Annotated in this window: 20 protein-coding genes and 1 pseudogene; 12 read left to right on the top strand and 9 right to left on the bottom strand. The window is 54.1% G+C overall.

All coding sequences use genetic code 11. The features are described 5' to 3' along the window. Positions 1–4 precede the first annotated feature (4 nt). The 5 genes from ACF8D4_RS17690 (at position 5) to ACF8D4_RS17710 (ending at position 7674) form a co-directional block, all read left to right on the top strand. Positions 5–3562: a M1 family aminopeptidase gene (locus ACF8D4_RS17690; protein ID WP_208186017.1), complete on the top strand. Its 3558-nt coding sequence runs from the start codon at positions 5–7 to the stop codon at positions 3560–3562. Between the two features lie 279 nt (positions 3563–3841). Then, positions 3842–4147 carry a hypothetical protein gene (locus ACF8D4_RS17695; protein ID WP_025009827.1) on the top strand — a complete coding sequence of 102 codons (306 nt, stop codon included), beginning with the start codon at positions 3842–3844 and terminating at the stop codon, positions 4145–4147. A 257-nt stretch (positions 4148–4404) separates the two neighbouring features. Continuing rightward, positions 4405–6126, top strand: coding sequence for a phospho-sugar mutase (locus ACF8D4_RS17700; RefSeq protein WP_345854709.1), 1722 nt, complete (start codon positions 4405–4407; stop codon positions 6124–6126). A gap of 228 nt (positions 6127–6354) precedes the next feature. Then, positions 6355–6738, top strand: a complete 384-nt coding sequence (locus tag ACF8D4_RS17705; RefSeq protein WP_025009828.1) for a VOC family protein — start codon at positions 6355–6357, stop codon at positions 6736–6738. A 228-nt stretch (positions 6739–6966) separates the two neighbouring features. Further along, positions 6967–7674 (top strand): YafY family protein, encoded by a 708-nt coding sequence (locus tag ACF8D4_RS17710; RefSeq protein WP_208135617.1) that lies wholly within the window; start codon positions 6967–6969, stop codon positions 7672–7674. 71 nt (positions 7675–7745) lie between these two features. Here ACF8D4_RS17710 and ACF8D4_RS17715 read toward each other — a convergent pair whose 3' ends face one another. From ACF8D4_RS17715 to ACF8D4_RS17735, 5 genes are all read right to left on the bottom strand, one after another. Continuing rightward, on the bottom strand, positions 7746–8153 hold the full coding sequence (locus ACF8D4_RS17715) for a hypothetical protein (protein WP_219003995.1): 408 nt from the start codon (positions 8151–8153) through the stop codon (positions 7746–7748). 22 nt (positions 8154–8175) lie between these two features. Further along, positions 8176–8643, bottom strand: a complete 468-nt coding sequence (locus tag ACF8D4_RS17720) for a hypothetical protein (RefSeq protein WP_144218358.1) — start codon at positions 8641–8643, stop codon at positions 8176–8178. Positions 8644–8671: 28 nt separating this feature from the next. Beyond that, the gene (locus ACF8D4_RS17725) at positions 8672–9217 is read right to left on the bottom strand and encodes a GNAT family N-acetyltransferase (protein WP_221052758.1); all 546 of its coding nucleotides are present in this window, start codon (positions 9215–9217) and stop codon (positions 8672–8674) included. A gap of 11 nt (positions 9218–9228) precedes the next feature. Beyond that, positions 9229–9534 carry an NIPSNAP family protein gene (locus tag ACF8D4_RS17730; RefSeq protein WP_025009831.1) on the bottom strand — a complete coding sequence of 102 codons (306 nt, stop codon included), beginning with the start codon at positions 9532–9534 and terminating at the stop codon, positions 9229–9231. Between the two features lie 324 nt (positions 9535–9858). After that, the gene (locus ACF8D4_RS17735; RefSeq protein ID WP_028780311.1) at positions 9859–12702 is read right to left on the bottom strand and encodes a TonB-dependent receptor; all 2844 of its coding nucleotides are present in this window, start codon (positions 12700–12702) and stop codon (positions 9859–9861) included. A 337-nt stretch (positions 12703–13039) separates the two neighbouring features. On the opposite strand from ACF8D4_RS17735, the gene agaR reads away from it, so the two are divergent. The 7 genes from agaR to ACF8D4_RS17770 all read left to right on the top strand — a co-directional run bounded on the left by agaR (position 13040) and on the right by ACF8D4_RS17770 (position 21337). After that, on the top strand, positions 13040–13822 hold the full coding sequence (agaR, locus tag ACF8D4_RS17740; RefSeq protein WP_044734208.1) for a transcriptional repressor AgaR: 783 nt from the start codon (positions 13040–13042) through the stop codon (positions 13820–13822). A gap of 14 nt (positions 13823–13836) precedes the next feature. Continuing rightward, positions 13837–15207: a Gfo/Idh/MocA family protein gene (locus ACF8D4_RS17745; protein WP_028780309.1), complete on the top strand. Its 1371-nt coding sequence runs from the start codon at positions 13837–13839 to the stop codon at positions 15205–15207. Positions 15208–15214: 7 nt separating this feature from the next. Further along, complete coding sequence (locus tag ACF8D4_RS17750; RefSeq protein WP_345845248.1) at positions 15215–16489, top strand: class II D-tagatose-bisphosphate aldolase, non-catalytic subunit; 1275 nt, start codon at positions 15215–15217, stop codon at positions 16487–16489. A 4-nt stretch (positions 16490–16493) separates the two neighbouring features. Then, positions 16494–17699, top strand: a complete 1206-nt coding sequence (locus ACF8D4_RS17755; RefSeq protein WP_335900976.1) for an SIS domain-containing protein — start codon at positions 16494–16496, stop codon at positions 17697–17699. Positions 17700–17702: 3 nt separating this feature from the next. Then, a complete protein-coding gene (locus ACF8D4_RS17760) occupies positions 17703–18710 on the top strand; it encodes an ROK family protein (protein WP_025886687.1) in 1008 nt (335 codons plus the stop codon). Beyond that, entirely contained in the window at positions 18694–19881 is a 1188-nt protein-coding gene (gene nagA, locus ACF8D4_RS17765) for an N-acetylglucosamine-6-phosphate deacetylase (RefSeq protein ID WP_392466054.1), read from the top strand. The genes ACF8D4_RS17760 and nagA overlap by 17 nt, the downstream gene beginning before the upstream one ends. Before the next feature lie 88 nt (positions 19882–19969). Continuing rightward, on the top strand, positions 19970–21337 hold the full coding sequence (locus ACF8D4_RS17770) for an MFS transporter (protein WP_392466056.1): 1368 nt from the start codon (positions 19970–19972) through the stop codon (positions 21335–21337). Positions 21338–21341: 4 nt separating this feature from the next. On the opposite strand, the gene ACF8D4_RS17775 is transcribed toward ACF8D4_RS17770, so the two are convergent. The 4 genes and pseudogenes from ACF8D4_RS17775 to ACF8D4_RS17790 form a co-directional block, all read right to left on the bottom strand. After that, positions 21342–21644: an AzlD domain-containing protein gene (locus ACF8D4_RS17775; protein ID WP_208140171.1), complete on the bottom strand. Its 303-nt coding sequence runs from the start codon at positions 21642–21644 to the stop codon at positions 21342–21344. Beyond that, positions 21641–22424, bottom strand: a pseudogene (locus ACF8D4_RS17780) (AzlC family ABC transporter permease). Before ACF8D4_RS17780 ends, ACF8D4_RS17775 begins: the two are co-directional and overlap by 4 nt. Further along, positions 22409–23293 carry an AraC family transcriptional regulator gene (locus ACF8D4_RS17785; RefSeq protein ID WP_392466060.1) on the bottom strand — a complete coding sequence of 295 codons (885 nt, stop codon included), beginning with the start codon at positions 23291–23293 and terminating at the stop codon, positions 22409–22411. The pseudogene ACF8D4_RS17780 and the gene ACF8D4_RS17785 overlap by 16 nt, the downstream one beginning before the upstream one ends. Positions 23294–23690: 397 nt before the next feature. After that, on the bottom strand, positions 23691–24155 hold the full coding sequence (locus tag ACF8D4_RS17790; protein WP_107004588.1) for a hypothetical protein: 465 nt from the start codon (positions 24153–24155) through the stop codon (positions 23691–23693). Positions 24156–24672: the final 517 nt, after the last annotated feature.

Raw genomic sequence — 24672 nt, forward strand, 5'->3', positions numbered from 1 at the left:
GCCCATGTTTGTTTCCATGTTACGCTTTGAATGGCGCTACTATCTGCGGCAGCCATCTTTTTATGTTGTTTCTTTGCTGTTGTTTTTAATCAGCTTTCTATCCGTTGTATCCAACAATGTGCAGATAGGTGGTGGCGGTGAGGTGCTGAAGAACAGCCCCTTCAGCATTGCCCAGACCCTGCTGATCATGAGCTTTATCTCCATGTTTGCCGTGGTCAACTTTGTCGGTAGTACAGCGGTGCGCAACCAGCAGCACGGGATGGAGGAACTGATCTATTCCAAACCGCTGACTCCGCTGGCCTATCAGTTGGGGCGTTTTTTCGGCAGTTATCTGGTGGTCATGGCGGTGTTTTCCATGGTGCCGCTGGCGATGTGGCTCGGCTCTTTTATGCCTTGGGTCGATGCCAGCCGTTTCGGTGAAAATCGGCTCAGCTATTATCTGCTGCCCTTGTTGCTGTTGGCCGCGCCGAGCCTGCTGCTGATATCGGCGCTGTTTTATGCCATGGCCAGCCGTTTTCGCTCCATGATGGGTTTGTATCTGACAGCCGTAGCACTGCTTATTATCTACAACCTCACCGGCGAACTGGCCAGTCAGCCCCAGTTTCGCACGCTGGCGGCCATGTTGGATCCCTTTGCACTGCGCACCTTTGCCGACGTTACCCGTTACTGGACCATAGCCGAGAAAAACACCCAGTTGGTGGAGCTGACCGGTGTTATGCTCAGCAACCGCGCCATGTGGCTTTCTCTGGCGGTCATCTTGCTGCTTGTCGCCAAGGTCTGGCGCCAACCAACACTTACTCGCAAGAAGGACAAACGCTCCGGCAAGCAGTCTGCAACCCCGGCATTGCAGCCCTTGCAGCAACTGAGCCGCGCAAGCTCGCCATCTACTTCGGCACAGTTCAAGGCCCGAGTCGGCTTTGAAATCCGCCAGGTGCTCTACACAGCACCATTTGTGATTTTGGGACTGCTCACCGTCTTTAACCTGGTCGGACCCATGTTCGGTGATTTTGGTTGGTACGGTACCTCCAATTGGCCGCTGACCCAAGACATGGTCGATAATATTGCCGGGGCCACCGGCTTGCTGATGGTGATAGTACTCATCTACTACAGCGCCGAGATTGTCTGGCGTGAGCGCAACTCCGGAATGGGGGACATAGTCGACAGTCTGCCGGTGCCGAATCTGGTGTTCTGGACCTCCAAACTGGTGGCTGTGGTGTTGGTGATGGCGCTTCTGTACCTGTTGGCGACCCTGACCACAATTACTTTCCAACTGATCAAGGGGCAGTACAATCTCGAACTGGCTCAATACGCCATCAGGTTGGGCTTCTACTATCTGTTGCCACTGCTGATGTCGGCGGTTCTGGCGTTCTTCTTTCAGGTGCTCAGCCCGAACAAGTATGCCGGTATGGGACTGTTTGTCGCCTACTACCTGACGACCTTTGTGATGGCCAGTTGGGGATTCGGCCATTCGCTGTACAACTTCGGCGCTTCTCCTTATCTGGCCTATTCGGATATGAACGGTTACGGCTGGGGACTCTTGAGCCACAGCCTGTATATGCTCTATTGGGGCGGTTTCTCACTGCTGCTGTTTGTGCTGGGTTATGGCCTCTATCACAGGGGGCCGAAACAGTCTCTGAAACACAGGTTTGCCCTGCTGGGCGGTCAGCTGGGGACCAAGGGACGCTTGCTGGCGGCCTTTGGGGTACTGCTGTTTGTTGCCAGCGGCAGCTATCTCTTCTACCAGACCAAGGTGGTCAATCATTACTATACCAATGATGAGGAAACCGACCTGCGCGCCGACTATGAGAAGAAATTCAAGCAGTATGCGTCTTTGCCCGTGCTGACGACCACTGCGGTCAAGGCCGACATTGATATCTATCCCGAGTCACGGCGAATCGAGGCAGATATCAAGCTTGATTGGGTTAACAAACAGGACAAGCCGATAAGCAAATTGCTGGTTAGTCTGCCGTCCCACACCCGCGCGGAAGATCTCAGCATCACCTTGCCAGGGGCAACTCTGGGCGAGTTTGACGATAAGTTCAATGTCAGTTGGCTGGTGTTTGACAAGCCGTTGCCGCCGGGGGAGAAAATCAGCGGCCGCATTCATTTGATTCGGGAAACCCAAGGGGTTGAAGAGTCCAACTTCGATCTGTCTGTGGTCGAAAACGGCACCTTTATCAATAATATCGAGCTGCTGCCTCAGTTTGGGTATCAGGAAGGCTATGAACTCAGCGATCGCCACGAGCGTGAGAAACGTGGTCTTGAAGACAAACCAAGAGCCAATAAGCTGGAAGACACGCGCTTTTATCGGCAGAACTTCTTTGGCGTAGACGGCGACTTTATCGACTTTGAAGCCACGGTTTCCACCTCAGGCCAGCAGATGGCACTGGTGCCCGGATACCTGCAGCGGCAATGGCGTGAAAATGGTCGCAACTTCTTCCATTACAAGATGGATAGCCCCATGGTTAACTTCTATTCGATCCTCTCCGGACGTTTCGAAGTGGACCGGCAGAAGTACAAGGGCATAGTGATCGAGGTGTACTACCATTCGGCCCACTATTGGAACGTGGAGCGAATGATAGAGTCGGTGAAAGACTCTATCGACTATTACACCCAGGCTTTTGGTCCCTATCAACACAAGCAACTGCGTATAGTAGAGTTTCCCGGTTATCGCTCCTTTGCCCAGAGTTTTGCCAACACTGTGCCTTACTCTGAGCGTATCGGCTTTATCACCGACCTGCGCAACTCGGACAATATTGACCCCGTCTATTATGTGACGGCCCACGAAGTGGCACACCAGTGGTGGGGGCATCAGGTTGGCGCTGCCGATGTACAGGGCAGTGCGGTTATCTCCGAGAGCCTGTCACAATACTCGGCGCTGATGGTGATGGAGCACAAGTATGGCCCGCAGATGCTGCGCCGATTCCTCAAGTATGAGCTTGACCGCTACCTGCGAGGTCGCTCATCGGAAAGCAAGGGCGAGCAACCGCTACTGCGCAGTGAAGGGCAGGGCTATATCCATTATCAGAAGGGCTCGGTGATCATGATGGGGATCCGTGACCGCCTGGGTGAAGAACGGCTCAATGCCAATTTGAAGGCATTCCTTGAGCGCTACAAGTTCCGCGGCGATCCTTTCCCGACCACTCTGGACCTGCTCAGCTATCTGAAGCGGGATACGGACGGCGCCGAGGCGCGTTTCATTGAGGACTCCTTCTCTGAGATCAGCCTCTATGACCTGCGTCTGACCGAGGCCAAGGTAACCGAAACGCCGGAAGGCCAGTTTAAAGTCAGTCTGGATATCTATGCCCAACGCCGGGTCGCTTCAGAGAAGGGCGCTGAGCAGGAGGTACCGCTGGACGAGTGGATTGATATAGGCGCCTTCAAGGTTAACCCGGACAAGCTCAAACAGGATGATCAGGTGTTGTCGCTGCACAAATATCGGCTCAAGAGCGGAGAGAATCATCTCGAACTGGTGCTGAGCGAAAAACCTGCCTATGTCGGGGTCGATCCCTTCATCAAGCTGGTGGACCGGGACTCGGAAGACAATATTTTCAAGCTCTGATCCTTTAACGGCCTACTTGGCTATTTGACAAAACGCCCCGCAATCAGGTTTGTGGGGCGTTTTTACATTTGGGCTTTGTCTGTGAACTCTGCGACTGTTTCAGGCGGGTTGCCATTCATCTCCCCGGCACTCCGGGCTCGACTATAGTTTATGGATATGGCCAGTCGATGACCGCCTAACCTGACTCGCCATAGAATCACTATGCTATCGCCAATCCGGCTGGTACTCGAACGGCTGACAGCGCTTTGAGTGACTCAAACTTCTATAAGGAATGGGATTATGTCTATGGTCAGTGCCAAAGAGTTTGCCGACTGGCTTTACAAGCGTTTCGAGCAGGTAGAGCATGGGGTCAGCATGAGCCGTGAGGATATCAACCAGCTTACCGGCAGGCAGAATTTCTCCATGGTGTTTGTCCATGATATCCACTATGAATTGATGCAGCACGGCATGGCATTTGTGACAGATACCTCCCGGGAACAGTTCTTCCTGGTGCGTGTTTGTCCCATGCCCTGGCGGCAACAACTGGAGCAGCAATTTGACAAGGAGATCTTCAATAACGTTATCTCCATCAATATGTCCCGCTGAAATGCCGGTATCAATCTGCTGAGAAGCCAACTCCGATATGAAGCAGAAATTTAAGCCAAGCTAAATCAAGCCGGGAGCCGCTCTACAAGAGTTCTCGTTGCCGCTGCAAACTAGCCATACTGATGGCAAAGGACTGACTTAAGTAGGAGGGGCTGCTTTAAAGTTCGAACAAAATCATAAAATTAATGCAAATTCACTTGTCGCGGACCTGAGTTTTTCTTACTTTGGAATGAAACTGATTATCAAAGAGGCCACCTATGAATACTCATCTGGAGCTGCAACTGAAACATTGGCTGGACATAGATCCCGACCCTAAAACTCGGGATGAGCTGTTGAGTCTTAAAGCCGAAGGCAATGAAACTGAATTGGCCGCCCGCTTTGCCGGCCGTTTGGCCTTCGGCACCGCCGGTCTCAGGGGCGTGGTCGGCGCCGGTCCAATGCGGATGAACCGTTTGGTTATCCGCCAAACCACAGCGGGCCTGGGGCAGTATCTGCTCGCCCAGGTTAAAGATGCCGCCAGCCGCGGTGTGGTGATAGGTTTCGATGGCCGCCATGATTCACGTACCTTCGCCCATGATGCCGCCAGCGTGTTGACCGCCATGGGGATTAAGGTGCGACTCACCGCCAAAGTGGCCGCCACGCCGCTGGTAGCCTTTGGGGTGAAACACTTTGAAGCTGCCGCCGGCATCGTAGTGACCGCCAGCCATAACCCGCCGCAATACAATGGCTACAAGGTCTATTGGGGTAACGGCGCGCAGATCATTCCGCCACATGACTCAGGTATTGCTGCCTGCATAGATAAGGCTGCCAACGAAGAGCTGCCTTGGCTGGAGCAGAGTGAAGCCACCAAGCAGGGTAAACTCATTTGGCTGCAGGATGATTTCTATCAGGACTATCGCCGCGGTGTGTTCCATGCCGATGTGTTGCAGCACAAAACGGCGCCCGAAAGGGTGAGCCTGGCCTATACCGCCATGCATGGTGTTGGCGCAGAAATGGCCAAGACAGTGCTCAAGGATGCCGGTTTTACTCAGGTTTATTCTGTCGCTGCCCAGGAAAAACCGGACGGTGACTTCCCAACGGTTAAGTTCCCCAACCCGGAAGAGAAGGGCGCCATGGATTTGGTGATCGCCGAGGCCAAGCAGCATCAGGCGTTGCTGGCCTGTGCCAACGATCCTGATGCCGACAGGCTGGCGGTAGCAGTGCGCCGAGATGATGGCGAATACCAAATGCTCACCGGCGATCAGGTGGGGGCCTTGCTGGGCCACTATCTATTGTCCAAGGCGCCGGCCAATCAGCGTCTACTGGGAACCACCATAGTCTCTTCAACCTTGCTCTCCAAAATCGCCAAGGCCAAGGGCGGTGAGTTTTATACCACGCTCACGGGTTTCAAGTGGCTCACCAATGTTGGTATGCAGCGCCAGAGCGACAGCAATAAATTCCTGTTCGCCTATGAAGAGGCGCTGGGCTATACAGTGGGCAGCATGGTGTGGGATAAGGACGGCCTGTCGGCGCTGGTGGCTTTTGCCCAGCTGACTGCCGAGCTGGCGGCGCAGGACAAAACCATCTGGGACAGACTGGAAGAACTCTATCGCGACTATGGTTTGCACCTTAATACTCAGGTGAGCATAGCGCTCAAGCCGGGAACGCCGGATATCGGAGCCCATCTGCGGGCCAATCCTCCCGAGACCATCGCGGGCATGGCGGTATTGGTGACCGAGGATCTCAAATCGGCCGAGCGGCGTTACGCCGATGGGCGGCGGGAGATCATCGAATTACCGGCCAGTGATGTGCTGACCTTCCACCTTGAAGGCGGTGCCCGGGTGATAGTGCGGCCTTCGGGAACCGAGCCCAAGATCAAGTGTTATTACGAGGTGGTTGAGCCTATGCAGGCAAGCGACAGCCTGGCAGATGCCGAAAGCCGGGCCAGAGCCGCGCTGGATGCCTTCGTCAGCGGCCATCAGGCGTCACTGCCCAAGTAACCTACTGCCCGGAAAGCCGCTGAGAAGATAGATAAAGGCCCGCACTGCGGGCCTGTCGTTTTGATCTGCTTATTCACATACAAAGTTTATTGGTGTTTTCGCTCAGACTACTGACAACAGGTTGTCAGCAGCACCTGTGCATACTTGTTTTCGTCCTGAGAGCCAAGCTTGTCAGGACGGCGGAGGATGGTCCTCCTGCCACAACTGAATCAACATGGAGATGTGAAAATGTCAGCAGAAATCCCTTTGGTCTGGAGTGAGATCCCGGTTGCCGATATGGCTCGCGCCAAGCGTTTTTATCAAGAGGTGCTGGGACTGCACTGCAGCGAAGACCCTATGCCTGAGTGTGAGTATGTCAGCGTCAGCCGCACCAGTGGTGATACCGCTTGCTTTGGGCTGATTAAACACCCGCAGATGGCCCCTTCAATGACGGCATCCGTGGTTTACCTCCATCTGGGTGACAAGCTGGGTACCACCATAGGTCAGCTGGAAGCACAGGGTGTGCAAATCCTCTTGCCACCTATGCCCATCAAGGAAGGTGAATGCGGCTATTGTGCCCAAATAGCCGATTCCGAAGGCAACCGACTTGGCTTGTGGGCCATGCAGTTGTAAGCTCAGCGCTGTTATCTTTATCGGGACCGACGCAATGTCGGTCTTTGCTTGAATGAATACCATAGCGCATAGGCTTTTACTCAGCCGGCAAGAATGAAAGGGTGGCAGGCTAGTAGGGCAATGCATGGTGTATAGGGATAAATCGACATTGGTCTGCGCTGTAAGCCTGGCGTTTCAAGCCAAACTTTGGAAGTCAAATCAAACAGCTATAAGGAATGGTATTAAGTCATGCGCCGCGCCGACCGTTTGTTTCAGATAGTGCAGATCCTGCGCCACCGCCGTTTGACCACTGCGGCCGTATTGGCCGAGCGCTTGGAAGTCTCTGTCAGAACCATCTACCGGGATATTCAGGATCTCTGTCTCAGTGGTATCCCCATCGAAGGGGAGGCCGGGCTTGGCTATCTGCTGCGTCAGGAGGTGAGTGTCCCACCGCTGATGTTCAATGAGGCCGAACTGGAAGCGATTCAACTGGGGATCCGCATGGTGCAGACCTGGGGCGGCAATGAGCTGGGCAAGGCGGCCAAACAGGCGCTTATCAAGGTCGAAGCCGTGGTGCCTGAGCGTTTGCGGGCACTGCAGAGTTTGATGTTCTCACCGGACTTCTATCTGGATCAGCAAGAGTTTGTTTATCTTGACCCACTGCGTATCGCAGCCAGGCTGCGCCACTTTGTGTTGCTCGACTATCAGGATGTAAAAGGCAGCGCCAGTCAGCGCAAAATAAGGCCGCTGGCTATCTACTTTTGGCGCGGCACCTGGACCTTGTTGGCCTGGTGTGAACTGAGAGACGACTTTCGCTCCTTTCGGGTCGACCGTATCGTTAATCTGTCACAGTTGCCGGAGCGTTTCCCCATTACCCCGGGCCAGGAGATGGAGGACTTTGTCCGCCGTATGGAGGATGACTATCAAAAACAGGAGCAAAGCCAGGGCGAAAGCTGATCTTACTGACGCTTGACCGACAGGGCGCTGGCGTGAAAAGCCAACTTTGAACATTCAAAATGTCAGTTCCCCTAAGACATTATTCCTTGCTCCCGCAACAGGTAAGCTATCAAATCTTTCAGGTAATCAAAGCTTTCAAAGGTTTCCCGTAAGTCGAAAAAATTCACTACCCGGTATTCGGCACTGGAGAGGTGAAACACTATGCTGTCCAGATTGCCTTCATGGCCCAGCTGTAAAAAGTCATCCTGCTCCAGGCTGCAGTGCAATAGTTCGTCGATTGAGTTAAGGATGACATTGTTAATTTGGATGCCATTGGCATACCTGAGTAAATCCAGATAGTCGCTGGGCAGTAAATCTGGTGGAATAGACTCCCAGACATTAAGCAACTGATTGATTTGCGCCTCTGTTGCCGGTGGATTGCAGTATAAATCGTCTTGGTACTTCTTCAGCATCCTCAGCGTATCAAGCAAACTATCCAAACTATCGAGTCCTTTTATTGTTTCACTCTAATGCATTCTGTTTCAGCAGCTTAACTGTGCCAGCGGCATAACAGCCGCCTATTAGTAAAGAGATTGCCGATGTCAGCAGCATAAAGCTCATCTGGCCGGCCAGCTCTGTGAGGTAAGGGGAGTTACCCAAGAGCACCAGCGGGATCCCAAGCAGCCCCCTGGCAAGGAAGATACCGCTTATCAGCACCAATGTGGTTTTCAATAAGGGCAGGGGCCTGATTACACCGGCGCCGGAAAAGCCAAAGGCCGAGAAGCCGGCGAGTATCAGGGCGATGGCTGCGGTTACCATTGCCGGATATGTGGAGCCGTTTTCGCTCATTTGCGCCATAGCTTCACCGGCGCCAAACAGCCGATACCATTCTGCGCCGCCTGGGATAATTGCCAGATGCAGCAGTGCTGCGATGGCGGTCAAGGTAGCGGCGAGTTTCAATATTGGGCTCTTGCTACTGCTTTTGCTCATCCTTTAGCCTCCTGATACAGAGCCTTGGTCAGTCGCTGACCAGTCGCCCATAGAGCGCCGAATCTGAAATAACACCATTGATTTGCCAGCGCTGACGCAGCAAACCTTCCCGGATGAAGCCGAGTTTATCCAGAGCCTTGGCCGATGCACTGTTGCCGGGATCTATCTCGGCCTCTATGCGTCTGAGTTTAAGCGTGTTGAAGCCATAGTCGATAAGGGCTTCGCCGGCCTCTTGAATATAGCCTTTGCCCCAGGCGGCTTTGCCCAGGCCAAAACCTATCTCAGCCCGTTTGGAGCCGCTGTCATAGCTGAACAACATGCATTTCCCCAGCAGCTCACAGGTATCCCGCTGGAATATGCCAAGGGTGATGCCCTCTTGCCTGGTCATGCCCTGCTTGGCGGCAGAGATAAAATCCAGCGCGTCGCTGCTATGGGTCCAGGGAGCGGTATTCCAGTATTTCATCACTTCGGGATCGGAAAATATCGCCAGCAGGGCATCGGCATCCAGCACTTGCAGCGGCCGCAGCCTGAGTCTCGAAGTCTCGAGTGTCGGGGCAAACAAGCTTGAAGACATCTTCGTTCTCCTTAACCGAGCACTGGCCGAAAGAAGCTGCGCTCATAACTTTCAATGCAGTCGGTTTGTTCGGCAAATACCAGCGCCGCCTGACATTCAGGGTCGTCTTTGGCTCGATTGCGATAGCTTTCGTATTCCGCCAGGCTCGGGAAGGTGAACAGAGCCAGGGCGATATTGCTGGCACCCTCGCTCGGCAGAAAATAACCATTATGGGTGCCGCCGAACTTTTCCACCAAGGGGATCCACATTTTGGCGTAGCGTTCAAATTCGGCCAGTTGCTTGGGTTTGATGACGTATTTGATATAGCAGGTGATCACAGTTTTCGAGTCCTTTGATTTTGGGGGAAGTGCTTGGGATTAACCGCCCGGCCAATTCCTTGAAGCCGGCCTTCTATGCCGGATGCTGAGTCGGCTGAATCGCGTCTACTTTTGTCAGCCGGGTGTTAAAAGGAGTGCTAGAGACTAACCCAGGCTTTGCTTGTTAAGCAAGTGGGTGACTTGGGAGCAACAGAGTAGCTTTTAATTAAGAATCATCGGCTTGAAGGATTGATTTGGAAGATGTCAGCCCAGGCTATATGGCGGTTTCCCGGGCCGACATGGAGTTTGGGCGGAAGGCGTTATCCTTTCACCCAAACTCTGTTTTTAGAAGCTGCCGCGAATACCCACGGCTATCTGGGTACCGAAGCGTTCCAGATAATTCACCTGATCTTCGCGCTTGATGTAACCGGAGTAGCGGTTGTTGGTCAGGTTGGAGGCTTCACTGAACAGGGTCAAGTTGTCTGTGATGTCGTAGCTGATGCTGGCATCCAACTGGCCGTAGTCGTCTATCCAGGCCGGGCCGCCCCAGGCATCCGGATCCACCAGGAACTTGCTGCGCCAGTTATAGGCAAGGCGCGCCTGCAAACCATACTGCTCATAGTAGAGCACGGCATTGTAGGAGTTCTCGGACATCCCCTTGAAGGGCAGATCCTTGGCTTTCAGCTCAGGATCGTCATAACTGCTGTCCACATAGGTGTAGTTAAGCTGCCAGCCAAAGCCGTTGAACGGCTCAGGCAACCACTGTTCGAGGGATTGTTGCCAGGCAATTTCAAAGCCCTGCACTTTGGCACCGTACTGTCCGGAAACCGGCTGGCTTACCAGGTAACGGTTGCCATCGACCTCCATGGGGGTCTTTTCATCAGAGATAAAGGAGTCGATATCCTTGATGAACAGGGCGCCGCTCAATGAACTGCTGTCGCCGTAATACCACTCCAGCGCCAGATCCGCCTGTTTGGCCTGCTCGGGTTCAACTCCGGGATTACCGCGCACCAGAGTTGGCAAGCCCTGTTCCTGACTGGTGAAGTTGGGCGCGGCCCAGACTCTGAGCGAGTAGAGTGACGGGCGGCTCAATACTTCGGCGGCCGAGATACGCAGCAGCAGATCGTCCTGCAGGTTCAGCTTGAAGTTGAGGCTTGGCAATATGTTGGTATAGCTGTCGCTGTAGTTTACCGGGCTGACAGTGCGCCAGTCATCGTTGAGCGGCTGACCGGCATCATCCAGCACTACCTTGCTCAAGTCATAGCCAAAGCCTTCGGAATCGACTTGGGTGCGACTGGCCCTGACCCCCAGATTGAGCATATAGGGCAGATCGAACAGTAGCTCTTCAATAGTTATCTGCACATAGGCCGAGGTCACAGCCTCGCTTACCTCATAAGTACCGGCCTGATTGGCACTGGCTACTATGGCCTCATTGGCGGCATCGCTGTTGATGGAGCGGTAGTATTCCAGCAACTTATCATAGTCAAAGCTGGGCCAGGGATCCGGTGAGATGCTGTTTTCGCCGTCGAGGAAGTTATCGAAGTTGGCGGGCACAAACACATTGCCCGGAATTTGGAACAGCTCAAACTCGCCTTGAGTGAAGACTCCCGAGCCGTCAAAAGCATAACCGTCGCGGGTTAGATAGTAGCCGCCGCGACTGAATTGGCTGGGGTTTTTCGATCTGAACTCATTCTGGCTCTTGACCTGCTTGACATAGTTTATCCCGGCATCCAGCTTGCTGATAAAGCCGCTTTCCGGCAAATACTGGGTCATCAGCTTAAGATCCGTTACCTTGTCATCCACGCCTGTGCCACTGTTTAGGCTGTAGTGGGCACCATAGGTCTGCTCGCTGGTGAGTCCCGGACCTATCACCACATCCGGCAGCATCTGACCATTGGTGTAGTCGATATCTATGCTGTCGACAAAGCCGCGGGCGACGATGAAGCGATTGTCGCCCTTGTTCTTGTTTTTGGCGGCCGAGTAGGCAAGATCGGCGGTGACCGACCAATTGGGGGTGATAAACAGCGCCGTATTCAGTGCCAGTTGGTAGGTGTCTGTCTTGCGCGGTGTGCTCAGGTTAAGCAGCTCCACCATAGTGTTGTCGCCCTGCTGGCGCATGGAAACCACTCGCCCCAGCTCATCGAACTGCGCATCGCTGAACAGCGGGGTACCCGGTGTCCACTCCTCGTCATAGTTGACAAACCCTATCTGGTATTTGTGTCCATCGGTATTGTAGCGAGAGTAGAGGGCGTCGAAATTGACATCCAGATTATCCAGAGGCCGCCATTGCAGCGCCAGGGTGCCACCGATGCGTTCGCGTACGTCCTGGGCGTTGGCATAGTACATGTAACTGGGTATTTTGGAGGCGTAGATTTCGCCTTCATCAATCACACCATTGCCGTTGGTGTCTACCGGCACCCCGGCGCTGTCGACACCCCAGCCTTCCTCTTCATCGAAAAAACCATCGGCGGAATAGGTGTCGGCCCTGAGGGTTTTCTTGGAGTAAACGGCGGAAAACAGAGCGCCGAAACTGTCGTCATCGGACTTGTCGCCTATGATGAGAGATGCGTGCGGATGCAGGTCTTCGGTGCGCGACTCATAGATACCCTTGGCCGAGGCCTGCAGGGTAAAACCGTCCAAATCCAAAGGCTTGCGGGTCTGAATATCCACAATTGCCCCTATGCCTCCCTCGGTGAGCCGTGCTTCGGGAGACTTGTAAACCGCCAGCACATTGACCAGCTCCGAGGCTATGGTGTCAAAGTTGAAGTCCCGCCCGGCATTGTCCGACGCCAGCTTGCGGCCATTGAGGGTGGTGATGTTGTAGCCGTCCCCCAGGCCGCGGATCAGTATGTTCTGTCCCTCGCCGCCGTTGCGGGTAATGGTCACCCCGGGAATACGTTGCAGTGCTTCGGCCAGGTTTTCATCCGGAAACTTGCCTATGTCATCGGCCACCACAAGATCCACCACTGCGGTGGCATTCTGTTTCAGAAACAGCGACTCCTTAATGGCTGAGCGGATACCCGTTACCTGGATCCTTTCCAGCTCAGCATCCTGCTGTTGAGCTGAGTTTTGTTGTGTTTGAGCCTTGTTTTCCTTGTCGGACTCGTCATTGGCCGTAACCGGCTGTGTTGCCAGCGCACTGGCAACTGCCAGGGCAATTAGGGCAGGTTGGGTGGCTAAGAGCTTCATGGGTTCCCCGCTGTTTGTTTTTATCAGGCTTAATGCCTTTCGCTTTTGTTGTTTTTCGAAAGCATTAGAAACAGCGAAATACTTTCGATTGCTTATTTATAGCGTTAAAAACTCTGGGTGATCAATAAAAAAATGTAAAATGTCTTTTAATTGTTTTCGGTTTGGTGCATAGTTTAGCTAGTTGAAAGTGAAAGTTTGTTGTTGGTTTTGGCTTAAGTCGTTGTGGTATAAGAATTGTTGTTATGATTTGACGACGTTGCTAGTAGATTGAAAGCTTTCGAAAGCCAGTGCAGGTTCACCTGCTCCAGAGCGCAACAAACAAAACAGGAAGAGTGCAGTGAATAATCTCAACACTATTGAGAGGCAGCAGGAGATAGTCCGGCTGACCCAACAACAGGGAAAGGTGTCGGTCACCGAGCTGGCAAATCGCTTCGGGGTCTCGGAAGTCACCATACGCTCGGATCTGGCGGTATTGGATCAAAAGCAATTGTTGGTGCGCTCCCGCGGTGGCGCCATGGTCAACTCCGACCTTATTCGTGAACTGTCACTGAAAGAGAAGGGCCACTGCTATTCGGCACTGAAGCAGGAGCTGGGCAAGGTGGCGGCCTCTTTGGTTAATGATGGCGACCGCCTGTTGCTGGACTCGGGCACCACTACCCAGCAAGTTGCGGCCAACCTCCTTGAACATCAAGATCTTATCGTGATGACCAACGGCCTTAACATAGCCACTGAGCTGGCGCGTTCCGACGACGTTGAGGTGATGATCACCGGCGGCTTGCTGCGTAAGAAGTCGATGTCTTTCTATGGTTCCATCGCCGAGAAGAGCCTCAGGGATTACAACTTCAACAAGCTGATCCTCGGGGTGGATGGTTTTGATCTCAAGACAGGTCTCACCACCCATTTTGAGAAGGAAGCCAGTCTCAACCGCATGATGTGTGAGATTGCCAGCGAGATCATAGTGGTTACCGATTCATCCAAATTCGACCAACAGGCGTTTCATGTCATTTGTGCCAGTCGGCAGATCCAGCAACTGGTGACCGACAGCGGCATTCCCGAGCGCTATGTGGAAGAACTCACCAAGCAAGGGGTGCAGCTGCACCTGATAGATAAAAACAAATAACAAGGGGAGAAGTTATGTCTGGTTTTGATCGTCGTTCCTTTCTGAAAGCTTCGGTGGCCACAGCTGCTGCCTCGGCGCTGGCTGGCTGCGCCGCCAATGCCGGTTCATCTGCACTGGCACCCAAGGCCAGTGGCCGCTCTGTCATGGGGCTGGTGGTTCCGAAAATGGCCGAAGTGCGGGTGGGGCTAATCGGCGTCGGTGAGCGAGGTGTTGGGTTCATTCATCATTTCAACAACATAGAAGGTGCCAGGGTAACAGCTATCTGCGATACCGATCCCCTGGTCATAGAACGCGCCAAGAAGGTAATGAGTGACGCAGGCTTGGCCCAGCCCGGTTATTATTCCCAGGGCAAACACGCCTATCGTGAATTGTTGGCACGCCAGGATGTGGACATAGTGGTCATTGCCACACCTTGGGAATGGCACCACCCCATGGCCAAAGAGGCTATGCTGGCCGGCAAACACGCCTTTGTTGAAGTGCCTATGGGGATCACCATGGAGCAGCTCTGGGATCTGGTGGACACAGCCGAGCAAACCCAGCGCAACTGCATGATGATGGAAAACGTCTGCTACGGTCGCGACGAGCTGATGGTGCTCAACATGGTACGCCAGGGGCTGTTCGGTGAACTGCTGCACGGTGAGGCCGCTTATATTCACGAGCTGCGCTGGCAGATGAAGGAGATAGATCGCAAGACGGGCTCCTGGCGTACCAAGTATCACGCCTTGATTGACGGTAACCTGTATCCTACCCATGGTTTGGGGCCTGTGTCCCAGTACATGAATATCAACCGCGGGGACAGGTTCGACTATCTCACTTCCATGAGCTCTCCGTCGCTTGGGCGCGCAGCCTATGCCAAGCGTGAATTCCCCGCCGACCATGCCCGCAACAAGCTCAACTATATCTGCGGTGATATCAATACCAGTCTTATCAAGACGGTTAAAGGCCGAACCATCATGGTGCAACACGACACCACAACGCCGCGTCCTTACAGCCGCCATAACCTGATTCAGGGCACCAATGGGGTGTTTGCCGGTTTCCCCAACCGCATAGCGCTGGAGCAGGGCGGCAGTGGCAGCTTCCACCATTGGGACCAGGATATGACCCAGTGGTATGCCAAGTATGACCATCCGCTGTGGTTGCAGATGGGCGAGGCGGCCGAAAAGAACGGCGGTCATGGCGGCATGGACTTTTTAATGTGCTGGCGGATGATCTACTGCCTGCGTAACGGCGAGCCGCTGGATCAGGATGTGTATGATGGTGCGGCCTGGTCGGCGGTGCAGCCTCTGTCGGCGGCTTCAGTGGCCGATCGCGGTAACTCCAAGGACTTCCCCGACTTTACCCGTGGCGTGTGGCAGAGCGCCAAACCGCTTGGCATTGTAGGTTGAGGTAAGCATGTCTGCACTCAAATCCATTATTGAGGCCAACAAGGCCGGGCAGCAGGCGGGGATTTATTCCGTCTGTTCGGCCCAGCCGCTGGTACTGCGCGCCGCTCTGCGTCATGCGGCGCGGCAACGGGCGCCCTTGCTGATTGAGGCTACGGCCAACCAGGTCAATCAGCACGGCGGCTATACAGGCATGACCCCCGCCGATTTTATCGCCTTTGTGAAGAGCCTGGCCCAAAGTGAAGGTGTTGCCGAAGCGCAGTTGCTGTTCGGCGGCGATCACCTGGGGCCGGTGGCCTGGAAGCACCTGACTGCCGAGCAGGCGATGGCTGAGGCCGAAGCCATGGTGCGGGCCTATGTCGAGGCGGGATTTTGTAAAATTCATCTGGATGCCAGCATGGCTTGTCATCAAGAACAAACGCCCCTTGCCGATGAGATGATTGCCGCGCGCGCCGCCAGACTGTGCCGCGCCGCAGAAGCGGCCAAGGCGCCGGGGCAACAGCTCTGTTATGTGATAGGCACTGAAGTACCCGCTCCCGGTGGTGTCAGTTCGCTGGAGGAGGGGCTGCAGGTCACCCCGGTCGCGGCGATGAAACACACCATTAGCGCCCACAAACAGGCCTTTGCCGCCGAAGGGCTTGGGGCAGAGGTTTGGCAGCGGGTGATTGCGCTGGTGGTGCAGCCAGGGGTGGAGTTCGGCAATGCCGGGGTACATCAGTATGATGATACGCTCACCAAAGAGCAGAGCCGCTTTATTCGTGAGCAGCCCAACCTGGTGTTTGAAGCCCACTCCACAGATTATCAATTGCCGGAGCATTACGCCCAGTTGGTGGCCGGCCATTTTGCCATTCTCAAGGTGGGGCCGCAGTTGACTTTTGCCCTGCGCGAGGGGCTGTTTGCCCTGGATCATATAGAGGCCTTGCTGGTGCCGGCGGCGAAACGCTCAGGGCTTAGAGCACTGTGTGAGCAGAAGATGCTATCTGAGCCCAAATACTGGCAGTCGTTCTATACAGATCCTGCGCTGCGGGATTGGCAACTGGGATTCAGTTACAGTGACAGGATCCGCTACTACTGGCCCGAATTGTCACTGACCATAGACAAGCTGCTGGCCAATCTGGCAAACCCCATTCCCGAGCCCCTTATCAGCCAATATCTGCCGCTGGCCTATCCGGCCGTGGTCAGAGGCGAGCTGCTCGCCACGGCGATTGAGCTGGTACTCCATCATATCGGCTTGGTGCTTAACCGTTATGCCAGCGCCTGTCAGCCTGCTGCCATCGAAGGATAAATCAATGCAAGTCAGTGACCTATCAAAGACCCACTTGTATCCAAAATCTGCCGCCAACCCGCTTTGGCAAGCGCCGGAGAGCGGCAAATGGACGGCGATCGAGATAGCCCAGCAGCCGACACTCTGGCGCGAATTACAGGCCGATTTCAAACATAGGGAAGCGCAGCTCAGCGCTTTTCTCAATCCCTTGCTGGCCAAGGACAATCTGCGGATTATTCTCACCGGCGCGGGTACTTCGGCTTATATCGGCGAGGCGTTGGCAGCCTTTTTACAGCGGCAACTCAGATTGCCGGGCCAGAGGGTGGAAGCCTTGTCCAGCACGGATATTGTTTCTCACCCCAGGCTGCATCTCAACCCATTGCAGCCGACTCTGATAGTCTCCTATGGCCGCTCTGGAAACAGCCCTGAATCCCTGGCTGTGCTGGCGTTGGCCGATGAGTTGTTGACAGATGTCAGTCATCTGCTGCTGACCTGTAACCCTGAGGGAGCCTTGGCCAGCTATGCGGCCGAACACAGTCACAAGGCTTGTTTGTGGTTGATGCCCCAAGAAAGCCACGATCGCAGCTTTGCCATGACCAGCAGCTTCAGCTGTATGTATCTGGCGACCCTGCTGTTGTTTGCCGAGGAAGACAAATCGATATCCAGGGTGCTGACACTGACGGAGCAACTGCTCGAAACCCGGCTCGACGGGGTGCAGCAAACCGCGGGCCATAGCTGCAAGCGGATAGTGTTTCTCGGCGCCGGGCCGCTCAAGGCGGCGGCTCAGGAGGCGGCGCTCAAGTACCTTGAACTGACGGCCGGTATAGTGATCAGCAGTTTTGAGAGTCCGCTGGGGTTTCGTCACGGCCCCAAGTCACTGGTAAATGAAGATACCCAGATAGTGCTGCTCGGCAGCTCTGAGCCCTATGCCAGAGCCTACGATCTGGATCTTCTGGCAGAGCTGCGCGCCGATAAGCGGGCGCTGGATATCTGTTATCTGAGTGAAGAGGCTCTGGCGCAAGATGGTCAGGCCAGTCTGGAAGAGGCTTGGTTGACACTGCCCTTTATTGTTTACTGTCAACTACTTGCATTTTACAAGGCGTTGGAGCTTGGGGTGTCACCGGATAATCCCTGTCCCAGCGGCCAGGTCAATAGAGTGGTGCAGGGGGTGAAGCTACATTCGCTTGCGGTTTATACTCGGCCCGGCAGCCTGGATAACACAGAGGATTGAGCCATGTACTACGGTGTGGATATCGGTGGTACCAAGATAGAACTGGCGGTGTTCAGTCCACAATTGCGTCTGTTGGATAAATGGCGCATCGCGACTCAGGGGGACGATTATCAGAGCTTTCTGGCCTCACTCGCCTTGCAGATAAGCGAGGCCGACAGGCGCTGGCCGGCCGAGTCCGGCATCCCGGGCACTGTGGGGATAGCCCTGCCCGGGGTGATCCGCGCCGATGGCACTGTGGTCTCCAGCAATGTGCCTTGCCTCAATCAGCGTAAAGTGGCCGAAGATTTAGGCGCCTTGTTGTCGCGTCCTGTGGCTCTTGGCAATGATTGCCGTTGTTTCGCCCTGTCCGAAGCCTTGCTGGGAGCCGGGAAAGATCATGCCAGAGTTCTTGGGCTCATACTCGGTACCGGGCTTGGCGGCGGGATCTGTATCGAAGGGCGGCTTATCACCGGCGCCCACTGTCTGGCCGGTGAGTTCGGCCATCAGGGCATGGCGGCCAGCGTGCTGCTGCGCCATGGCTTGCCGCTTTACGATTGCGGCTGTGGCCTCAAAGGCTGCGCCGAAACCTATGTCTCGGGCACAGGCCTTGGTCGTATCTACCGGGCGTTTGGCGGCGAGGGTGATACATACGCTTGGCTGGCGGCGCTGCGCGCCGGTGATGCCATAGCCAAACGCAGTTTCGATGCTTATCTGGATGCCCTGGGCAGTGTGTTGGCCGGGCAGATCCTCAGTCTGGATCCGGACATCTTTGTCTTCGGCGGCGGCTTGAGCGAAGTGCCGGAAATTTTGGCGGCGCTGCCGCAGGCTACCGCCAGGCATATGTTCAATGGGGTGCAGTTGCCCGAGTTTTGCGCCGCTCAATTCGGCGCCGCCAGTGGCGTTCGCGGCGCCGCCATGCTGGGAAAGGCGCTGGCGACTAGAGTGGAACAGAGCAATAGCGTGAGCGCCAACGAGCAGGTAGCGGATATGGATACTCTGTTAACCGGAGGCTGGCATGAACAGCAACACTGACAAGGCCCCGTTCTGGATTGGTGCCGATGGTGCCCTGCTCGGGCCGCAAATGAGCCGCAGTAATGAGGTTTGGCTGCGGATAGTCGATGGCCGTATTCATACCATTGCCAAGGCGCCCAAGGAAGGTGAGGCGGCAACTCACTATGCAGGCCTTCTGGTTCCCGGTTTTGTCGACACTCAGGTCAACGGTGGTGGTGGCTGCATGTTCAACCGGCAGCCCAGCGTTGAGACGCTTAAGCTGATGTTGGACGCCCATGGCCGTTTCGGCACCACCAGCATGTTGCCGACGCTTATCAGCGACGATATCAGGGTAATGCAAGCGGCACTTGCGGCGGCCATCAGCGCCAGGGACGTCGGTCTTGACGGCATAGCCGGGATCCATTTTGAGGGGCCGCATCTGTCACAGGAGCGTAAGGGGTGCCACAGTGAAGCACGCTTAAGAGAGCTTGGCGATATTGAGTTGGCGCTCTACGCCGAGGCTGTGTCCCAACTGGGTGTTTGTGTGGTGACTCTGGCTCCCGAGAGGGTAGGGCCTGAAGATGTTCGCCGCCTGGTGGCGCTCGGTGTCAGAGTGTCGTTGGGGCATTCCAATGCCAATGCCGAAACCGTGATGGCGGCGCTGGATGCCGGAGCCAGCGGCTTTACCCATCTTTATAACGGCATGTCACAGCTGGAATCGCGTGCCCCCGGCATGGTGGGAACGGCGCTCAGTGACCCAAGGGCATTTTGCGGCATTATTCTCGACGGTCATCATCTGCACCCGGTCAGCGCCACTCTCGCCTGGCGTGCCAAGGGGAGTCGACGTTTGATGCTGGTGACAGATGCCATGTCGCCTGTGGGCTCTGAAGAGCAGGAATTTGCATTTTTCGGCGGTAAAGTTGTGCGCCGCGGTACTGAGCTCAGGGATCTCAACGGCTCTTTGGCCGGCTCAGTATTGGAGATGACAGCGGCAGTTCGCTATGCCGTCAAGGTGCTGGGGATCCCGCTGGAGCAGGCCGTTGCCATGGCCAGCAGTACTCCAGCGGCTTTTGCCGGGCTGAATGACAGAGGCATGTTGGCCGAAGGCATGCGGGCTGACTTGCTGTTGCTTGACGATGCCCTGTATCAGTCAAAGCGCTGGCAAGGCGGCAGGCTTGCAGCGGGCGCCGAAGTTCGCAGCAAAAGCGTTTGAAAAATAAGTAGCTTCAAGGGACATCTGTCCTTGGCAGCAGCTGGATAATCATTGACAGAGAATAACAATAACAGAGGAGATGCCGACAATGGACAATAATACCCTGAATAAAGGAGGCGGCACTTTACTGCCCATGGTGCTGATTGGAATACTCTTTTTTGTATTCGGCTTCGTAACCTGGCTCAATGGTGCACTGATCCCTTTTCTGAAAATCGCCTGTGAACTCAATGAGCTGCAAGCCTATCTGGTGGCCTTTGTATTCTATATCGCTTACTTCGTGATGGCCTTGCCCATGTCCGGGCTGTTGACCCGTTTCGGTTACCGTGCCGGGCTACAGATTGGCCTTGGGGTAATGGCGAGTGGCGCACTGCTGTTTATCCCTGCGGCGCTGAGCCACACCTTTGGCCTGTTTTTACTGGCGTTGTTTGTTCTGGGAACCGGCCTTACCATACTGCAAACTGCGGCCAATCCATACATTGTTTGCATTGGTCCGCGAGAAAGCGCTGCCATGCGGATCAGCTGTATGGGTGTGGTCAACAAGGGCGCCGGTTTTATTGTCCCTCTAGTGTTCAGTGCCTGGGTGCTGACAGGTATGGATGCCTTTACGCCGGAAGCGCTGGCACAGCTCAGTGAGCTTGAGCGCACTGCAGCATTGGAGCAACTGTCTGCCCGCTTGGTGCAGCCTTACCTGGCGATGGCTGTTGTCTTGGCTCTGTTGCTGCTGTATGTGCGATTTTCGCCCCTGCCCGAATTGCAACTTGAACAGGGCAGCCAGGTCAAAAGCTGTGACAGCTTGGTACCGAGAACAGATTGGCGCGCTATTCTGGCCTATCCCCAGGCTATTCTCGGGGCACTGACTCTCTTTATGTATATAGGTGCCGAAGTGATTGCCGGTGACAGCATAGGCCTCTATGGCCAGCATCTTAAAGTGGCCGAATTTGGCATTCTGACCTCCTACACCATGGGATTTATGGTGCTTGGCTATTTGCTCGGCATACTCTTGATCCCAAGAGTGATGAGTCAGCGCAGCGCCTTGGTGGGCTCGGCGCTGGCTGGGTTGGTGTTTACTTTGGGGATCATGCTTGGAGATGAAACCAGCATGCAGCTGTCGAGTCTCTTGCTCGAACCTTTGGGGATAATGCCTCTGCCGGATCCCTTGCTTTACCTTGCACTACTCGGCTTTGCCAACGCCTTGGTCTGGCCCGCTGTCTGGCCGCTGGCGCTGGAAGGGCTCGGCCACCTGACTGCTGTGGCCTCGGCACTGCTCATCATGGGCATAGCCGGTGGCGCCTTGCTGCCCTTGCTCTATGGCGCCTTGGTGCATCAGGGTGTGCCCCATCAAAGCGCCTACGGGATCCTCCTTCCCTGCTATGGGATGATCCTTTATTACGCCGTTGCCGGCCACAAGCTGCGGGCCTGGTCGGGAGCGGCCGCCACCAAAGCCGTGATTGACTGAGACCTCAGTAGATCCAGAAAAATACCGCCATGCTGACGATAGTGGTCAGCAGGGTGTTGCGGGTCAGCAGTGCCAGTAAGGCCGCCAGCAGGGCACAGCTGAGGTAGGGATTGCTCAGGCTCAGTTGCAACTCGTCGTCTCGCAGAAACACTATGGGGGCGAAGATGGCGCTTAATACCGCCGGCGCCGAAAAGCCAAGGAAAGCCTGGGTTTTCTTGCCAAGCCGTATCGGCAGCCCGGGCTCAAGCAGTACATAACGGCTGAGTATCACCAACAGCGCCATGGTCAGTATGGTTAACCAAATCATGCCTGCTCCTCGCCTTTATCTTGTGTTGTCTCAACCGGTTTAACTGGACTGCTGCCCAAGAGGCTTTGATAGATATACCCCACAGCCATGGCGGTTACGGCGGCGATCAGCAGGCCTCCCGGGATAGCCAGTGCTTCACACAGTACGCTCAGCAACATGGCCGTGAGCACACATAAGGCGGTGGCAACATTGGCTATCCTCGGCACCACCAAAGCGATAAAGGTGGCTGCGATGGCAAAATCCAGTCCCAGAGAGCCGAGATTATCCATAGAGCTACCGGCGAGAATTCCGGCCAGGGTTGCCAGATTCCAGCCAAGATAAAAACTCAAACCAGCTCCCAGGGCGTACCAGGGCCTAAGGGTACTTTCCTTGCTTTGATTGGCAACCGCAAAGAGTTCATCCGTGAGCAGAAAACCCAGTGTCAGGCGCCAGCGCAGAGGTAAAGGGCTGATGGCTGGACGCATCGCCATGGCATACAGCAGATGACGCGAGGTAATCAATGCCGTGGTAACCAAAATGGCCAGTAGGCCTGAACCTGCCTTTATCATTCCGAGGGCGACCAACTGCGCGCGAGCCTGCGAAAACAAACAGGCTCATGGCTTGACTCTCTAAGGCGCTGAGGCCGGTTTCCAGTGCCAGCGAGCCGGCCAATATTCCCCAGGGGATAACAGCTAAAGTCAGCGGCATTACCGCCAGGGTACCCCGTAAAAATTCGCGGCCCCGGTTAAGTTCCTGAACGCATGATGATTGCTGATTGTGAATGGTCAATCTTGACTCCATCTTGATGATTTTTCTGTTTGAACAAATTGGCCCGGAGTGGTGCCGAATGCCCGTTTGAATTGACGGTTCAAATGGCTTTGGTCGCAAAATCCTGAGTCCTGTGCCACTTGGATGGGGGAAGCGCCCAGCCGCAACAACTTTCGCGCCAGAATTAATCTTACCTGAGTCTGGTATTGGTGCGGGGTTAAACCAAATTGTGCCTTGAACTGCCTGAGTAACACAAAAGGCGGCAGCTGTACCAGATTGGCCAGTTCCTGGAGCGAGATGTTACTGCTGCAACTGTCTTCCAGAAACTGCCTGGCCCTATTCAGCAGGGGGCCTGCCTGGACAGCAGCAGCGGGCTTCAGCCGACCGTGACGCAGCATCAACAGGCTGAGGGTTTCGTACAAGAGACTTTCCCGTTGCAGGCGATTACTCGAATAGTTGAGCGCTTCATGGGTGATGGCTATCAGGTGCGCCAATAGAGGGTCCTGTACCACAGGCTCGGCAAACCAGGGCACCTGTTCCTTGCTGCACAGTGCCAGTTCGGCAAACTGCTCAGGGGTAGGGTAAAGTGCTCGATACGACCAGCCATTTTCTGTTGCCGAACGGCCATTATGCACCTCATCTGCATTCACCAGAATGATGCTGTGTTTGGGGGCAACATGATCTCCGCCACTTCGAAAAAACCGCTGGGCACCACTGTCTATGATTCCCAAGGTGAAGCCTTCATGACTGTGGCGGCCAAAGTTCTGCTGATGATAGCTGGCACTGAGAGTTTCCAGGCCGCCAAGTTCTTCGGCCAGACGATAAGTCGCCCGTTCCCGCCCTTGCCTGCGGGACTTGTGGCGCAGCGATTTGCTTTGCTGTGCATTGGCGCTTTCGGCCATCTTTATTCCCCTGTCAGTCTCTCTATCCTGCATATTAACCAGTTTACCTGGCGTTGTTTTGGATATTTTTGCACGCAGGCGAGTACCTGATTAGCTAAGACTCCCCGGGGATTGTACGGCCAATCCTGGCCGCCATGAAGCAACAAGAATAAGTGTTAAGGTATGATTGAGTGATAAAGGGGACTACACAGTTAGACCAAGTCTTAAACTGTAACTAAATCAATTGATTAAATTTTGCGTAAAGCTTGCCTCGGATAGAAAGGTTAATCCAAACCCCAGTAAATTTTAAAAAGAAATTTATCAAACCAACTCTATCTTGTACTTATATCGATGCTCAAACTCAAGGCGACCTCATTGCAGATGTCTTTACCCGGTAATAAGCGCATCAACCCATTCATTACATTATCAATTCTTTAACTGCTTCTTCTATTGTGAGTTTCTTTTCTGATTTAATCTCTATCGAATCGGTCAATGGTGGAAAGTCTGTTCTACAGAAAGAAGGTGATACTTTATATGAGTAATCTCTTTCTCCTTCTTTGTAGGTTATTTCGTCGCCATGTAGTGATATAGGACAATCAACATCGAATTGTAGGACAAAAATGGATTTTATAATTACATTGCCATCCTCTTCTATTATTTCATTATTGATAGAGTCGAATAGATCCGAAAAGAACCCTCCTAACATATCATCAGCATCAAACTCGTTTATATTAGGGTTGGTACATGTGAGTCTTATGCTTGGAGATAGCTCTAAACCGTCAATTTCTATGATTGGGTAATGTTTATCCTCTACTATTTTTGTTATATCTGATGCGCGTAACTTCTGTGTGGCAAAAAACGTAAAACATTTTACTTCTATCATTTTTCTTTAAAAACAATTGGATGGACTGTTGGTATGAAATTATATTTCTCGCTAAATGTCAATGCGAATCGGCAGTTTAGCACGGCAGTTGCAGGGGCTATGATGATGAATTAGACAGTCAAAGTTCGCTGATTATCAAATCTTGGTTCATGAAAATGTCCAATCTCCTACTTCCATCTAACTTATCAACTGGCCGAGACAGAGAAGTAACACAACAAATATGATTGACTTGATACACATACTATTGAGTTGCCATGAGGCAGGTGAGGCTCCAGTGTTCAAGGCTCACCAAGGTCAGGCCTATGTCTATGACGTTCATCATGATTCCTCTGCCGGCCTCTCTATTTCGCATATTATCCGGCATATTAACCTGGGACCTTGCGCTGGATATTCTGTACACATACCCGTGCCGGTAAGTGAGGGGTTGCGACGGTCAATCTTAGCCGCCATAAAGCAGCAAAAAATAAGTTTTTAAGGTATGCCTGACTGATTGGGCAATTTCTTGCCCGCCGGGCAA

This window comes from Shewanella sp. YQ_9 (assembly GCF_043103185.1).
In the GTDB taxonomy this organism is placed as follows: Bacteria; Pseudomonadota; Gammaproteobacteria; order Enterobacterales; family Shewanellaceae; genus Shewanella; species Shewanella algae.